This is a genomic window from Mycetocola spongiae, from assembly GCF_020424085.1.
In the GTDB taxonomy this organism is placed as follows: domain Bacteria; phylum Actinomycetota; class Actinomycetes; order Actinomycetales; family Microbacteriaceae; genus Mycetocola; species Mycetocola spongiae.
In genome coordinates this window covers 1,720,488-1,733,571 of the sequence record NZ_CP080203.1, presented here as the reverse complement: position 1 = coordinate 1,733,571, position 13,084 = coordinate 1,720,488, and the positions used below count along the sequence as shown (strand labels likewise).

The 13,084-nt window shown below is 63.1% G+C and carries 16 protein-coding genes; 7 read left to right on the top strand and 9 right to left on the bottom strand.

Annotation, left to right across the window (positions count from 1 at the left end; genetic code table 11):
* Positions 1-27 precede the first annotated feature (27 nt).
* The 3 genes from KXZ72_RS07780 to KXZ72_RS07770 are packed head-to-tail and all read left to right on the top strand — an operon-like array spanning position 28 to position 2,863.
* The gene (locus KXZ72_RS07780) at positions 28-984 is read left to right on the top strand and encodes an ABC transporter permease (protein WP_404823643.1); all 957 of its coding nucleotides are present in this window, start codon (positions 28-30) and stop codon (positions 982-984) included.
* Entirely contained in the window at positions 981-1,790 is an 810-nt protein-coding gene (locus KXZ72_RS07775) for an ABC transporter permease (protein WP_226079935.1), read from the top strand. The genes KXZ72_RS07780 and KXZ72_RS07775 overlap by 4 nt, the downstream gene beginning before the upstream one ends.
* The gene (locus KXZ72_RS07770) at positions 1,787-2,863 is read left to right on the top strand and encodes an ABC transporter ATP-binding protein (RefSeq protein ID WP_226079934.1); all 1,077 of its coding nucleotides are present in this window, start codon (positions 1,787-1,789) and stop codon (positions 2,861-2,863) included. Before KXZ72_RS07775 ends, KXZ72_RS07770 begins: the two co-directional genes overlap by 4 nt.
* An 83-nt stretch (positions 2,864-2,946) precedes the next feature.
* On the opposite strand, the gene KXZ72_RS07765 is transcribed toward KXZ72_RS07770, so the two are convergent.
* From KXZ72_RS07765 to KXZ72_RS07750, 4 genes are all read right to left on the bottom strand, one after another.
* Positions 2,947-3,231: a hypothetical protein gene (locus KXZ72_RS07765; RefSeq protein WP_226079932.1), complete on the bottom strand. Its 285-nt coding sequence runs from the start codon at positions 3,229-3,231 to the stop codon at positions 2,947-2,949.
* On the bottom strand, positions 3,228-3,773 hold the full coding sequence (locus KXZ72_RS07760) for an aminoacyl-tRNA deacylase (protein WP_226079930.1): 546 nt from the start codon (positions 3,771-3,773) through the stop codon (positions 3,228-3,230). Before KXZ72_RS07760 ends, KXZ72_RS07765 begins: the two co-directional genes overlap by 4 nt.
* A 38-nt stretch (positions 3,774-3,811) precedes the next feature.
* Positions 3,812-5,014 carry a pyridoxal phosphate-dependent aminotransferase gene (locus KXZ72_RS07755; protein WP_226079929.1) on the bottom strand — a complete coding sequence of 401 codons (1,203 nt, stop codon included), beginning with the start codon at positions 5,012-5,014 and terminating at the stop codon, positions 3,812-3,814.
* Between the two features lie 141 nt (positions 5,015-5,155).
* Entirely contained in the window at positions 5,156-5,971 is an 816-nt protein-coding gene (locus KXZ72_RS07750) for an isocitrate lyase/PEP mutase family protein (protein ID WP_226079927.1), read from the bottom strand.
* 357 nt (positions 5,972-6,328) lie between these two features.
* Between KXZ72_RS07750 and rplJ the strand changes: the two genes are divergently transcribed.
* On the top strand, positions 6,329-6,844 hold the full coding sequence (rplJ, locus tag KXZ72_RS07745) for a 50S ribosomal protein L10 (RefSeq protein ID WP_226079925.1): 516 nt from the start codon (positions 6,329-6,331) through the stop codon (positions 6,842-6,844).
* Between the two features lie 50 nt (positions 6,845-6,894).
* Positions 6,895-7,278 carry a 50S ribosomal protein L7/L12 gene (rplL, locus tag KXZ72_RS07740; RefSeq protein WP_226079917.1) on the top strand — a complete coding sequence of 128 codons (384 nt, stop codon included), beginning with the start codon at positions 6,895-6,897 and terminating at the stop codon, positions 7,276-7,278.
* An 81-nt stretch (positions 7,279-7,359) separates the two neighbouring features.
* On the opposite strand, the gene KXZ72_RS07735 is transcribed toward rplL, so the two are convergent.
* From KXZ72_RS07735 to KXZ72_RS07715, 5 genes are all read right to left on the bottom strand, one after another.
* On the bottom strand, positions 7,360-7,773 hold the full coding sequence (locus tag KXZ72_RS07735; protein WP_226079916.1) for a hypothetical protein: 414 nt from the start codon (positions 7,771-7,773) through the stop codon (positions 7,360-7,362).
* 82 nt (positions 7,774-7,855) lie between these two features.
* Positions 7,856-8,395: a hypothetical protein gene (locus KXZ72_RS07730; RefSeq protein ID WP_226079914.1), complete on the bottom strand. Its 540-nt coding sequence runs from the start codon at positions 8,393-8,395 to the stop codon at positions 7,856-7,858.
* A gap of 55 nt (positions 8,396-8,450) precedes the next feature.
* The gene (locus KXZ72_RS14795) at positions 8,451-9,299 is read right to left on the bottom strand and encodes an alpha/beta fold hydrolase (RefSeq protein ID WP_226083474.1); all 849 of its coding nucleotides are present in this window, start codon (positions 9,297-9,299) and stop codon (positions 8,451-8,453) included.
* 341 nt (positions 9,300-9,640) lie between these two features.
* Positions 9,641-10,399 carry a hypothetical protein gene (locus tag KXZ72_RS07720; protein WP_226079912.1) on the bottom strand — a complete coding sequence of 253 codons (759 nt, stop codon included), beginning with the start codon at positions 10,397-10,399 and terminating at the stop codon, positions 9,641-9,643.
* A 160-nt stretch (positions 10,400-10,559) separates the two neighbouring features.
* Positions 10,560-10,769, bottom strand: coding sequence for a hypothetical protein (locus KXZ72_RS07715; protein WP_226079910.1), 210 nt, complete (start codon positions 10,767-10,769; stop codon positions 10,560-10,562).
* Positions 10,770-11,303: 534 nt separating this feature from the next.
* Here KXZ72_RS07715 and KXZ72_RS07710 point away from each other — a divergent pair.
* Together KXZ72_RS07710 and KXZ72_RS07705 are read left to right on the top strand one after the other, a co-directional pair.
* Positions 11,304-11,768: a MarR family winged helix-turn-helix transcriptional regulator gene (locus KXZ72_RS07710; protein ID WP_226079908.1), complete on the top strand. Its 465-nt coding sequence runs from the start codon at positions 11,304-11,306 to the stop codon at positions 11,766-11,768.
* Positions 11,765-12,985, top strand: coding sequence for an MFS transporter (locus KXZ72_RS07705; RefSeq protein WP_226079906.1), 1,221 nt, complete (start codon positions 11,765-11,767; stop codon positions 12,983-12,985). Before KXZ72_RS07710 ends, KXZ72_RS07705 begins: the two co-directional genes overlap by 4 nt.
* Positions 12,986-13,084: the final 99 nt, after the last annotated feature.

Genomic DNA, 13,084 nt, shown 5'->3' with positions numbered 1-13,084 from the left:
TCCTCCTCCGGGAATCGGATCCGGCGGGTGCGGACCTCGGCGTCCGTGCCCGCCGGGCCCGCGGTTCCCGCCGCGGAATCCTCCCGGGGAGTGGCCGCGGCCACCCCCGGGTCCGCGGCCCCCGTCCCCCGTCGCCGCCGCGGCGCGGGCCCGATCCTGGGTCTCGCCCCGTTTGCTCTTTATATTTTGCTCTTCCTCGTGGTCCCCACCGTGATCGCCGTATTCTCCGGCTTCTTCACCTCCACGGGGGCCTTCACCCTGGATAACCTCGCCGCGCTTGGCGATCCGGTTGTCCTGGAAACCTTCGGCAGCTCCTTCTGGGTCTCGCTGGTCACCGCCGCGGGCGGAGCGCTGATCGGCGCCCTCGCGTGCCTCGCCCTCGCCTCGTTCCCCGCCGAGTCCCGGCTGCGCACGTTTGTGGATGCCGTCTCGGGGGTGCTGGCGCAATTTGGTGGCGTGATGCTTGCCTTTGCGTTTATCGCCACGATCGGTACCCAGGGCCTGATCACCGTCGCGCTGCGCGATGTGTTTGGCCTTGATATTTTCGCGGGCGGCATGTGGCTCTATCAGGTGCCCGGCCTCATCCTGCCGTATCTCTATTTCCAGGTGCCCCTGATGATCCTCACGTTTATGCCCGCCCTCTCCGGCCTAAAGGCCTCCTGGGTCGAGGCGAATGCCACGCTGGGTGGTACCTCCCTGAACTTCTGGCGGCGCGTGGGTATCCCCGTGCTCGCGCCCGCCTTTGCCGGTGGCTTCCTGCTGCTCTTTGCCAATGCGTTCTCGGCCTATGCCACCGCGGCGGCCCTGATCAGCCAGGGTGCCCAGATCGTGCCGCTGCAGATTCGCGCGGCGCTGATCAGCGATACCGTGCTCGGCCGGGAAAACCTTGCGGGCGCACTCGCCTTCGGAATGATCATCGTGATGATCGTGCTGATGATCGCCTATTCCGCGCTGCAGGCCCGCACCCAGCGGTGGCAGCGATGAGCGCGCCGAGCCTGGCCCCGCGCCGCGGCGTCTCGATCGCGATCCTCGCGGTGGTGGGCACGCTCTTTGCCCTGCCGCTCCTGGCGATGCTGGAGTTCAGCCTGCGCACCGAAAACGGGCACGGCTTTGTGCACTGGACGGGACTGTTTGATCCCGAAAATGCGTTCCGCTATCGCCCGCTGTTCACGGGCATCACCGAATCGCTTATCCTGTGCATCGTCGCGGTGATCGTGGTGCTTGCGCTGCTGCTGCCCACGATGCTGCTGGTGCGGTTGCGGTTCCCGAGGCTGCGCCGCGTGCTGGAACTGATCTGCCTGATCCCGATCGCCGTGCCCGCGATCGCCCTGGTGGTGGGCCTCGCGCCCGTCTATGGCGTCGTGGTGCGGGTGCTCGGCTCGGGCGGCTGGACCCTCGGCCTGGTCTACGGTGTGCTTGTGCTGCCGTTTGCCTCGCGCGCGCTGGAATCGGCGATGCAGGCGGTGGATCTGCGCACCCTCGTGGAGGCCGCGCGTTCGCTGGGTGCCGGCTGGCTGCGGGTATTTGGCCAGATCCTGCTTCCCAATCTGCGCCGCGGAATCCTGGCGGCCGCGTTTATCTCGATCGCCGTGGTGCTGGGCGAATATACGGTGGCCTCGCTGCTGAACCGCGAAAACCTTCAGGTCGCGATCGTCTCTATCTCCCGCACGGACCCCTATGTGGCCGTGATCTTCTCGCTGCTGGCGCTGGTTTTTGTGGCCTGCCTGCTGCTTGCCATTGGCCGCATTGCGGCCCCGCGCCGCCGCGCACGCTCGAAAGGTACCCGATGACCTCAGTCTCACCCACTCTCTCCACCACGACCCGCGGGGTGGCGGTGTCCTTCCGCAATATCATCAAAAACTATGGCGCCGTGCGGGCCCTGGACGAGCTCTCGCTGGAGATCGAACCGGGCGAGTTTGTGGCCCTGCTGGGTCCCTCGGGCTGCGGGAAAACCACCGCGCTGCGCAGCCTGGCCGGGCTCGAGGATATCGGCTCGGGACAGCTGCTGATCGACGGCGAGGACATCACGGCCGTCCCGGTGAACCGCCGCGATCTGGGCATGGTTTTCCAGTCCTATTCGCTCTTCCCCAACCTGGATGTGCGCCGCAACGTGGAGTTTGGGCTGCAGACCCGCGGGGTATCCGCGGCCGAGCGCACGCGCCGCGCGCTGGACATGCTGGCGCTGGTGGGGCTTGCCGGTTTTGAGAATCGCTATGCCGATGAGCTCTCGGGCGGTCAGCAGCAGCGCGTGGCCCTGGCCCGCGCCCTGGTCACCAATCCCCGCGTGCTCCTGCTGGACGAGCCGCTCTCGGCGCTGGATGCCAAGGTGCGGCAGCAGCTGCGCGAGGAGATCCGGCGCATCCAGCTCACGCTCGGAATCACCACGGTATTTGTGACCCATGATCAGGAGGAGGCGCTTGCGATGGCTGATCGGATCGCGGTCATGAACGCGGGTGTGATCGAGCAGATCGGGACTCCCGAGGAGCTCTATCAGCGCCCGGCCACCCCGTTTGTGGCGGCGTTTGTGGGGCAGAGCAACGTGCTCACGGGCGAGGTCTCCGAGGGCCGGATCGGCCTGCTGGGCACGCGCCTGGAGCTGCTCAACCCGGAGCTGCCCGCGGGCACCCATGAGGCGCTGATCCGCCCCGAGGATCTGACCCTGCACTCCGAGGATGACCTGGCCGGTGTGGCCGGGGAGGTCACCGCAACCAGCTTCCTGGGCTCCTGGCGGCGCACCACCGTGCGGCTCACGGGCGGCACCGATGTGCGCATTCAGCACCCGGTCACCCGGCGCTATGCGGTGGGCGAGCCCGTGCGCGTGAGCGTGGCCGCGGTCGCGGTCACCGCGCGCCCCGTGTCCTAACCGGCACGGGAACGCCCGCGGCGGGCATCCCGCGCGTCTCGCGACGCCCGGGGTGCCCGCCGCGGGCGTCCGCGGTTGCGGGCCTAGCCCAGGTCGCCCAGGAGCGCGATCGACGCGGGGACGCCCGCCGCCTCCAGGGCCTGCCCCATCCGCAGCCGGGGGAGTGAGCGTTTTTCGGCGCGCAACGCCTGCACCAGGGCGTGGGTGACAGCGCCCGATTGGGGGCCGCTCACCCGCCCCAGGGCGCGCGCCGCGGCGCTGCGCTCGCGCGGCAGCGGGCTGCTCAGCAGCGCGATCAGTGCCGATTCGCCGTCCGCGGCGGCGGATTCGGCGTCAAGATCCTCGCGGGCCCCGCAGCAGCGGTTCATGCGCTCTCCTCGGGATCGCTGATATCGGCGAGGATCGCGCCCGTGGCGGCCAGGAGGGGCGCGGCCTCAACCATCAGGCCATAGCCGTGTGCACCCGCGCCGAGCCCGATGCGCGCGCCCGGCGCGAGCGCGCCCAGGCCCGCATCCGCAAAGATCGGCCAGTCGGTATGGGAACCCAGCGGGGTGATTGTGCCGCGCTCAAAACCGGTGGCCTCCAGCGCAAGCTCGGCGCTGGGCAGCGAGAGGCGATTCACGCCCACCGCCGTGCGCAGCTTGGCCCAGGAGATTTTGCGGCCCCCGGGGATCAGCGCAAGCAGATAGCTGCCGTCGTGGCGACGCACCACGAGGGTCTTCACGAGCGAGCCCGTGGGGATGCCCATCAGGGCGGCGGCCTCGGCCAGGCTTCCGGCGGCCGCGCGTTCGCGCACCTCCGCGTCCAGCCCCAGCCGGGCGGCGGCATCCAGCACGCGCCGCGTGCCCTCGGGCAGGCCGGCTATGGCCTCCCGGGAAAGAGAAGAGGGGGAGGTGCTATCCGGATTCATATCCGTGATAACGCCTCCCCCTCCCGGGTTATTCCGGGTTAGCTCGCGAAGAGCTTCTGCAGGCGCTGCACGCCCTCCAGCAGCGCGTCATCGCCGAGCGCATAGCTGAAGCGCAGATAGCCGGAGGGGCCAAAGGCCTCGCCGGGAACCGCCGCGACCTCGGCCTTATCCAGCATCAGGTCGGCGAGCTCCAGCGAGGTGGTGGGGGTGACGCCGTCCCAGGTGCGACCGAGCAGGCCGGTGACATCGGCATAAACATAAAACGCACCCTCGGGGGTGGGGACGGAGACGCCGCTGATCTTATTCAGCTCGGCCACGATGGTCTTGCGGCGGCGGTCGAAGGCCACCCGCATGGCCTCCACGTCGTCCTGCGGGCCGGTGAGGGCGGCAATCGCGGCGCGCTGCGCGATGTTATTTACGTTGCCTGACAGGTGCGACTGCAGGTTGGTGATGGCCTTGATCGCATCGGCCGGGCCCACGGTCCAGCCCACGCGCCATCCGGTCATGGCATAGGTTTTGGCCACGCCGTTGACCAGGAGGGTCTGATTGGCCAGGGCCGGGACGGCCTCGAGGATCGACACGGCGCGCACGCCGTCATAGGTGAGGTTCTGGTAGATCTCGTCCGAGATGACCCAGATGCCGTGCTCGAGCGCCCATTCGCCAATCGCGCGGGTCTCCTCGGGGGAGTAGACGGCGCCGGTGGGGTTGGAGGGGGAGACAAAAAGCAGCACCTTGGTGCGCTCGGTGCGCGCGGCCTCCAGCTGGGCGATGGTGACCTTATAGCCCGCGGCGGCATCGGCAAAGACATCCACCGAGACGCCGCCGGCGAGGGCCACCACCTCGGGGTAGGTGGTCCAATACGGGGTGGGGATGATGACCTCATCGCCCTCGTTCAGCAGCACCTGGAAGGCCTCATAGACCGACTGCTTTCCGCCGTTGGTCACGATGACCTGGCTCGGCTCCACGGCGATGCCGGAATCACGCAGGGTCTTCGCGGCGATGGCCTCGCGCAGCTCGGGCAGGCCCGCGGCGGGCGTATAGCGGTGGTTGCGCGGATCGGCCACGGCGGCCGCGGCGGCCTCAACGATATGCGCGGGCGTGGCAAAATCGGGCTCGCCCGCGGCGTAGCTAATGACCGGGCGGCCCTGTGCCTGAAGCGCCTTTGCTTTACCATCGACCTTCAGCGTGGCCGATTCGGCGATGGCGGAAATTTTGGTGGAGAGTCTCGGTGTAGTAGTCACCCTCTGATCGTATCGAGAATGGCCCCACTTAGGGAGGCCCGAGACGGGCGGGAGCCCGGTAATTCTCCCGATTTTTAACAAAGGTTGCCCGGGAGGCGATAAAGGTTCCCCCGGTGGGAAAACCCCTCGCCCCCCGGCGCGCTAGCGCACCGCGTTGAGGCGGGCGTAGTCGAGCATGCCCGCGACGGTGTCATAGGTGCCCGCGGTGAGCATTTCGGTGGCGGCATCCTGCACCAGGGCATATGCGGCCTGGGCGATGCTCGACCCGGCGCTGACCCGGCGCACGCCCAGCGCGGCGAGCTCGGGCACGCTGGGGGAGCCGGGCTCGGCCATGATGTTCACGGGCGCGGGGATTTCCCGAACGAGTGCCGCGATGGTCTCGGGATCGGTGACGCCGGGCACAAAGATGCCGCTGGCCCCGGCCGCCAGATAGGCGTGGGCGCGGGTGATGGCCTCGGCCAGCGGGGTGGGGTGGGCCTTAAAGAAGGTATCGATGCGCGCGTTAATAAACAGCGGCAGCCCGGCCTCCTCGGCGGTGGCGCGGGCGAGGGCGATATTGGCGACGCCCTCCGCGAGCGGGAGCAGCGCGCCGTCGCGGGCGTCCTCGAGGTTGATGCCCACGCCGCCCGCGCGGATCACCCCGGCGACCGTGACGGCGAGATCGGCATAGCCGGCCTCGATGTCCACGCTGACCGGGAGGTCCACGGCCGCCACGATGGAGCGCGCAACATCCAGTGCACGTTCGCTCGAAATGCCGCCGCCATCGCGCGCGCCGAGGCTCCAGGCCACGCCCGCGCTGGTGGTGGCTATTGCCGCGGCGCCGGATTCCTCGACCACGCGGGCGGAGACGGCATCCCAGGCATTGGGGAGGATGAGGATGCGGCCCTCGTCGTGCAGGGTGTGCAGGAGCGCGGCGCGGGAGAGCTGGGAGGCGGAGGGGGTATCTGCGGGGGTCATGTCGTTGAGTATTGCGTATTCCACCGACATCGCCGCGATCGGCGGCCCGGGATCCGCGCCACCCGGGTGTGCGGGGCCGGGTGCGGGTGGGTTTGCATGCGGGCGCGGGTTCGCATATAGTGAGTCAAAGCCACAGACCGCCGGTCCTGTTGCGTGGTGCGCGAAAGCACATCATGACTCAGCGAAGGTTTCCTTTTGGGAAACGACCAGCGTAGGTAACGAAAAGGATTTAGGCAGCTGCCCCGTGCAGTTGTTTCTCCCGCTCCGGTACCTGTGCCGGAGCATTTTTTTATGCCCCGGTGGAAAATGGTGCACATCGCTCCCGCGATGTGGGAACTATTACACAAGGAGTAAGCCATGGCGAACAAGGAAGCCGCGGTTGCCGAGCTCACGGAGAAATTCCAGAGCTCGACTGCCGTTCTGCTGACCGAGTACCGCGGCCTCACTGTTGCGCAGCTTAAGTCGCTGCGTGTTTCGATCAGTGAAGACGCAACCTACGCCGTGGTGAAGAACACGCTGACCAAGATTGCGGCCAACGCCGCCGGTATCTCTTCGTTTGACGAAGAGCTCAACGGCCCGTCCGCCATCGCCTTTGTTCACGGAGACCCCGTTTCCGTGGCCAAGACCATGCGTGACTTCGCCAAGGCAAACCCTCAGCTTGTGATCAAGGGCGGTTACTTCGACGGTAACCCCCTGACCGCAGCAGAGGTGGGCAAGCTCGCCAACCTCGAGTCCCGCGAAGTTCTGCTCGGCAAGCTTGCCGGCGCCTTCAAGGCCTCGCTGTTCGGAGCCGCTTACCTGTTCAACGCACCGCTCTCGAAGGCCGTTCGCACGGTCGAGGCGCTGCGTGAGAAGCAGGAGTCCGCAAACTAGTTTTTACTAGTTCGCGGTGAGTATTTTTAGAAACTATAAGGAGAAACATCATGGCTAAGCTGTCAACTGAAGAACTGCTGAACGCTTTCAAGGAGCTCACCCTCATCGAGCTCTCCGAGTTCGTTAAGGCATTCGAGGAGACCTTCGAGGTCACCGCCGCCGCTCCCGTAGCCGTTGCCGGTGCCGCAGGCCCCGCCGCCGCTGCCGAAGAGGTTGAGGAGAAGTCGGACTTCGACGTTATCCTCGAGGCTGCTGGCGACAAGAAGATCCAGGTCATCAAGGTCGTCCGCGAGCTCACCTCGCTGGGTCTCGGCGAGGCCAAGGCCGTTGTCGATGGCGCCCCCAAGGCCGTCCTCGAGGGCGCTTCCAAGGAAGCTGCCGAGAAGGCCAAGGCTTCCCTGGAGGAGGCCGGCGCTACCGTTACCCTCAAGTAATTTGCGCCTCGAGAGAGGCTCTTGCTTGAACACTTCGGTGCTCTGAGAACACACCCCCATCCTTAGGGATGGGGGTGTGTTCTATTTATCATTCGCGGTCCGCTTTAGCTTCCTGCGGTAGAGCTGAGCCTGAGCCGCTGCAATGCAGAAGACCACGAACATGGATGCGACCTGAAGAAATTGGAAAGTTCTTATCCAGAATGGGCTTCGAATCGTGAGTAGGTAGCCATAGGCGATGACGCCAAGGCACGAAGCAACAGATATCACCGAGTAGGATTTTTCCGCGTGTGCTCCGAGCGCTTTCAGCATTTTAGCCCCGGTTAGTGCGATAAAAACGGAACCTAATAGCCTCACATATACAACGACGTAACCCGTGGCAGCGATCACTGAATGCTCCGGATCGGTGGAGGATATTCCGGCCCGGATAAGCATGAACTCGACATAAGAGTCAGAGAGAGTGACACAGCATACGCTGTAGGCCAGTGCGAGAACCATGCTAGCGAGGAGGCATATCGTGATCAGCCTCCCACCTCCTCGCTGTTCTCGCAGGGTCCGAGAAGGCTCTGCATCTTCTCTCTCATTTGGTGTCGGCGGATCGCGTGGTCATCGCAGAGGCGCGTTTACCGTCTCCTTCCGCATTTCCTCTACTTCGATTCATGAAGTGTGTGATCAGCATCGGTGAAACGTTATTTACGTCATCTTCGCGAATGGTCGACAAGATCATCACCTGGATTTCTTCGGCATCAGAAACAGGCGTTTTCGTCTCGATAAACTGAAGTATTGCCTGAAACGCAGCGCTGTCGGTAGCCTGCTGGAGGCTGTTATTTTGGGTTGACGCGTTGAGGACAATAGTCTGACAACAGTCGAAAACGGCCTTGGGACCACGGGACCCAGGGTTCCAAAAGAGCGAATTCCAGCCTCTGGGGACGGCTGTTGGGACTTCTACCCATTGCGTTAGAGGGCAGTTTCTCCTTCCAAACCTGTAGAGCAAGTGGTAGTCATTTGTCCCCGGGTTTGGCCCGAAAAATCGCCAGTTTGGCATCACTACGCCCAAGCGACGCGCAATCTTTCGTGCGCCGATAAAGCTATCTGGGCTATTGCTGAGGGCTGTAGCCAAGAGCCATAACATCAATAGGGTCGTGGAGATGAGATGCCACACTGACTGCCTACGCTTAATTGCGAATGGAGACAACGAACTCGCTCACCTCCTTAGCCACGGCATTCGCATGCACTCGATCTCCCAGAATTGAGCGGTGAGTTGCCCCCCGAATACTAATGGGCTTATTGGCGTGAAGCGATCGGCTAAGTGCAATTTGCTCGGCTAGATGCTCAGCGCTGTTTGTAGCTCCGTGCTCCGCCGAAATAATTTTTGTGGGAATGGTTGTGCTCGGTAACCTCGGAGGAAATTTCATTGCGTGAGAAAACTCTGCCCTCGCGTTAAACGCCGTTCTCGGCGAAACCGAATAGTCAATGAAGGAGCGTTGGATGACACCACGATAGGAAACCTCTCGCGCCAGGGCTGGGCTGTGCAACGCGGTTCCTATCAATGCCGAAAAGCACTGAATAGTTAGAGCTTGTCGCACCTTATCAAACGGCTCGATACTGGTGTTCTGATCCTGAAACTGCGTGGCGTCTGTCCCATCTACGATCACTGCGCCAAGAACCGGAGGCAATAACGACCCGCAGTACGGCAACGCGCGTAAGTAGTGAAATACTCCGAGGGAGTGGGTCACAAATACGAGAGGATCGTGGTTTCCTATCTTTGCAAGTAGGTTTGCTAAGAACTGGGGTCCAGACTGGTTAGAGCGTGATGCGCCATATCCTGCGCGGTTGTAGGCCAGTATTTTGTGGTCTTTTAGGTGATCAGACCCTGTGAACCAGTCCCAGGACTCCAACGGGCTACCGAGACCATTTTCACAGACGATCAAAGGTCCTGCTTGAGCGCCGTTTGTGAGTAGATATTCAACTCGGCCGCCCTCGACCAACTCGGTTTTTGTACCTAACCTTGCCTGACGAAACATGGGAGCCAGCGAGGCACGAACGGCAACGTGCAGAATAGATGCAGTAACTAAGCCCCCTAGTGCGGTGAGAAATCCTCCCTCAAAACTGTTGATCTTGGTTGTCCCTGCGCTACCTGTCCCCAATGTTCTTCCCTCCCCAATGCGAATAGACGAGAGCGGCTACGATCACGGTGACCACAATCGCTGCGACCGTGTAACCGGCCACGGGCCCATGCAGAAAGATTCGGGCAAGGGCTGACAACCCGAACGCAATAATTAACGCGATACCGATGGCTGAACCGCGTCTGAACGCAATCCTTTGTTCGCGCTTCTGAGGCCTTAGTTTCATGAGTTATCGTTTCCTATCTTTTTGATTTGTTCTCGATTACGAACAGGCTGGCGACATGTGCGGCGCCGAATGCCCAGAAAAACCTAGGTAGTCCCATGAAATAGGCGATTGCCAGATGAAAAAGAGTGGCGATTGGAAGCAAGCGTCGTGCAGCTGCTGTGGGCAGCATAAAAATTACGGGAAACAGCGTTTCGCCCGCGATAGTTGCCCAGCATGCCGCCGTAGAGAGCGAGGGATGTTTGTTCAGCGCTTGTGACAACCAAGGCGAGCCGTAGCTACTGGTTTGCATGATTGAGGCTACTGCGGTGCCGTTCCGCCATTCGGGCCCGAAAAGTTTGACAAGTCCCGACGCGACGTAGGAAATTGACAGCTCGATGTTTATGGCACGAAGAGCATTATCGGCAGATTGTTCGCGCAAAGGGGACGTCGCCGCGAGCGTACAGATCCCAGATAGCAGTTCAAACATCTGGTCGGATCCGTCACGCCCGTAGCCTGTGCGTAAGCGTTGCAAAATGGCAACCGCGGTCGAGATGAGGGGTCGTAGCGGAGTAGCCTGTTTGTGGTTGCTGCGCGCTATCGTGGACAGCGAATTAACCAGCAGCACCCCATCCAGTGCTATTGCGAAAAACGCGCTATCTATAATGCTGGCCACTTGCGGAAAGAGTTTTGCGAACCTTGGATGGTTTTCCGTGAACCGTCCGGATAATAAGCCGCCGGTTTCATAGAGTGACCGCTGGTTGATGCCCTCGAGGCTGTTGATGATCGTCCCCATAGCTGCGACCCTTTGGACATGGCTGAGCTTTGTATACGCCTCAGAAAGTTGCGGATCTCTGTGCAAGCTGTTCGACTGAGAAGATCCGCTCTTAGCCGAAGCCCTGGAATGAGGCTGGGGCGCTTTGTAGCGCCCCAGCCTCAGGGTGCCCCATTTCATCTCAGCCGATGACCTTGCCTACGATCGAGGCGACGGCTGCGCCAACAGCGGCGGTAACCGCAGCCTCCTGCGGGGTTGCGACCACTAGAACTATCGGCGTGGTCAGTGCAGGGAACCCTGTATCACGATTGCCGACGAATGAGTCAGGATTGACAAATAGCTCATTTGCGAACATTTCCATTTTTGTGTGGTTCGTTTTATGCATTTTCATCTCCAATTTATGGTTTTATTCGTGTCAGTTCGACATGGCTGCAGCGATTGCAAGGTTGGCGATCGCGCTAGCTACCGCGACTTCCTCCGGGGTGGCAATTACAAGCACCACAGGAGTGGTCAGCGCTGGGCTGGATTGAGACGGATGGTTAAGCACAGCTTTTGTACCGGGATATTGTGTTCGCGCAAAGCTCTCCATCGACGTATGAATACTGATTGAGTGTTTCAATGTTTCTCCTAAACCTCGTGAGTAACGGGAATGCTTGTGTGGAATCAGCTTGCGCTCGATACAAAAGATATGTGTGGAGCACAATGTGTTCTGGTAGGAGATAACCAGCCTGCGCAAATGTGGAATTTCGCAAATTCGCGTCGCCACGCGCTCTTTCGGTGCAGCCGATGAGCGGGCAGGCCTCATCGACCGTTTCGTCCGGGATCGTATCGGCGGAACCCGGCCGTGGGCTGTGGATCCGGGGCAGATGGCGCCCGATTGCGCCACCCCATAAAAGTACATAGCCAAGCTATGTATAATTGCGGTATGTCTGATCCTGAATCCACCACCGCTCAGCGTGGTATTCACGACATCCTGGGCGACCTGGTGTTCTCCGCACACCGCCTCACCCGTCTTGCCGCGCATGCCACCCAAAACCAGGAGTCGCCCGCCGTCTGGCGCACGCTCGGAACCCTCGCCCATAGCGGCCCGATGCGCGTGGGCGAACTCGCCCGGCACGGCCGCGTGAGCCAGCCCACGATGAGCAAGATCATCACCCGGCTGGATTCCGAGGAGTGGATCCGCCGCATCGCCGATAGCGGTGATGCCCGCGCCCAGCTCCTGGACCTCACCCCCGCCGGGCTCGCCGCGCTGGAAAACTGGCGGCAACAGCTGCTGGACCAGCTCCTGCCGCGCTTTAGCGATCTTGACCCCGCCGAACTCGACGCCCTCGATCGCGCCGCCGCAGTCCTGACCGACCGGGTGGGCCCCGGGCGCGGGGACCTCGCATGAGCGGGTCCAGCGCCGGAATCTGGCGCCAGCCCAAATCGGTCTGGGCCGTGGCCTTCGCCTGTGTCATCGCGTTTATGGGGATCGGCCTCGTGGACCCCATCCTGCCGGTCATCGCCGCCGACCTCGACGCCACCCCCACCCAGACCGAGATGCTCTTCACCAGCTATCTGCTGATCACCGGCCTGGCCATGTTTTTCACCAGCTGGATCTCCAGCCGGATCGGCGCCAAGCGCACGCTGCTCGTGGGCCTGGTCATCATCGTGATTTTTGCCCTCGCGGCGGCCCTCGCGGGCGGCGTGAACGAGATCATCGGCTTCCGCGCCGGCTGGGGCCTGGGCAACGCCCTGTTTATCTCCACGGCCCTCGCCACAATCGTGGGCGCGGCCTCGGGCGGAACCGGCTCGGCCATCATCCTCTATGAGGCGGCCCTCGGCGTGGGCATCGCGATCGGCCCGCTGGTGGGTGGCCTGCTCGGCTCCCTCAGCTGGCGCGGACCGTTTTTTGGCACCGCCGCGCTGATGGCCGTGGGCTTCATCGCGATCGTAGTTTTGCTGGATCGCCCCACCGAAAAGCCACAACCCGTGAAGCTCTCCGCGCCGTTCCGGGCGCTTGGGCAGCCCGCCCTGGCCCTGCTGGCCGTGGCCGCACTGTTTTATAACATCGCGTTTTTTGTGATGCTCGCCTATAGCCCGTTCCCGCTCGGGCTGACCACGCTTGGGCTCGGCTTTACCTTCTTTGGCTGGGGTCTCGCCCTTGCTCTTACGAGCGTGCTTGGTGCGCCGCTGCTGACCGCACACCTGCGCCGCACCCGCGTGCTCTGGCTGGTGCTCGCGCTGCTCGCCGCGGATCTGATCGCGGCCGGCCTGCTCGTAGATAATACCGCCGGGCTGATCGTGACGATCATCATCGGCGGCCTGATCCTGGGCATCGCCAATACCGTGCTCACGGAGTGTGTCATGGAGGCCACCGATCTGCCGCGTGCCGTGGCCTCCTCCTCGTATTCCGCGATCCGATTCCTCGGCGGCGCGGCGGCCCCGCCCGCGGCCGCCGAGATCGCGCTGCTGCTCAGCCCCGGTGCGCCGTATTTTGTGGCCGCGGGCTCGGCCCTCGTGGCGCTGCTGATCGTGGTGCTGGGCCGGCGCGCCCTGGACCGCGTGGATATCGCCCATGAGGACACCCTCGAGGTGGCCGAGGCGATTGGGCTCGGCGAGTCCTAGGCCGCGGCCGGTCTGCGCCCGGGTGCGGCCCGGGCGCGGACCGATTTTGCGCGCCGGATTATGCATGGCGCCATACCCGCATCCCATCGTACTGGGTAT

What these genes read in the sequence shown, in the direction of transcription:
- KXZ72_RS07735 (WP_226079916.1), bottom strand. Translation starts at nt 7,773, where the DNA reads ATGGTTCTCGCACTGGCCTACAGCGTATGCTGTGTCACTCTCTCTGAC.
- rplJ (WP_226079925.1), top strand. Translation starts at nt 6,329, where the DNA reads ATGGCGAACAAGGAAGCCGCGGTTGCCGAGCTCACGGAGAAATTCCAG.
- KXZ72_RS07705 (WP_226079906.1), top strand. Translation starts at nt 11,765, where the DNA reads ATGAGCGGGTCCAGCGCCGGAATCTGGCGCCAGCCCAAATCGGTCTGG.
- KXZ72_RS07775 (WP_226079935.1), top strand. Translation starts at nt 981, where the DNA reads ATGAGCGCGCCGAGCCTGGCCCCGCGCCGCGGCGTCTCGATCGCGATC.
- KXZ72_RS07710 (WP_226079908.1), top strand. Translation starts at nt 11,304, where the DNA reads ATGTCTGATCCTGAATCCACCACCGCTCAGCGTGGTATTCACGACATC.
- rplL (WP_226079917.1), top strand. Translation starts at nt 6,895, where the DNA reads ATGGCTAAGCTGTCAACTGAAGAACTGCTGAACGCTTTCAAGGAGCTC.
- KXZ72_RS07765 (WP_226079932.1), bottom strand. Translation starts at nt 3,231, where the DNA reads ATGAACCGCTGCTGCGGGGCCCGCGAGGATCTTGACGCCGAATCCGCC.
- KXZ72_RS07715 (WP_226079910.1), bottom strand. Translation starts at nt 10,769, where the DNA reads ATGAAAATGCATAAAACGAACCACACAAAAATGGAAATGTTCGCAAAT.
- KXZ72_RS14795 (WP_226083474.1), bottom strand. Translation starts at nt 9,299, where the DNA reads ATGTTTCGTCAGGCAAGGTTAGGTACAAAAACCGAGTTGGTCGAGGGC.
- KXZ72_RS07750 (WP_226079927.1), bottom strand. Translation starts at nt 5,971, where the DNA reads ATGACCCCCGCAGATACCCCCTCCGCCTCCCAGCTCTCCCGCGCCGCG.
- KXZ72_RS07760 (WP_226079930.1), bottom strand. Translation starts at nt 3,773, where the DNA reads ATGAATCCGGATAGCACCTCCCCCTCTTCTCTTTCCCGGGAGGCCATA.
- KXZ72_RS07770 (WP_226079934.1), top strand. Translation starts at nt 1,787, where the DNA reads ATGACCTCAGTCTCACCCACTCTCTCCACCACGACCCGCGGGGTGGCG.
- KXZ72_RS07720 (WP_226079912.1), bottom strand. Translation starts at nt 10,399, where the DNA reads ATGGGGACGATCATCAACAGCCTCGAGGGCATCAACCAGCGGTCACTC.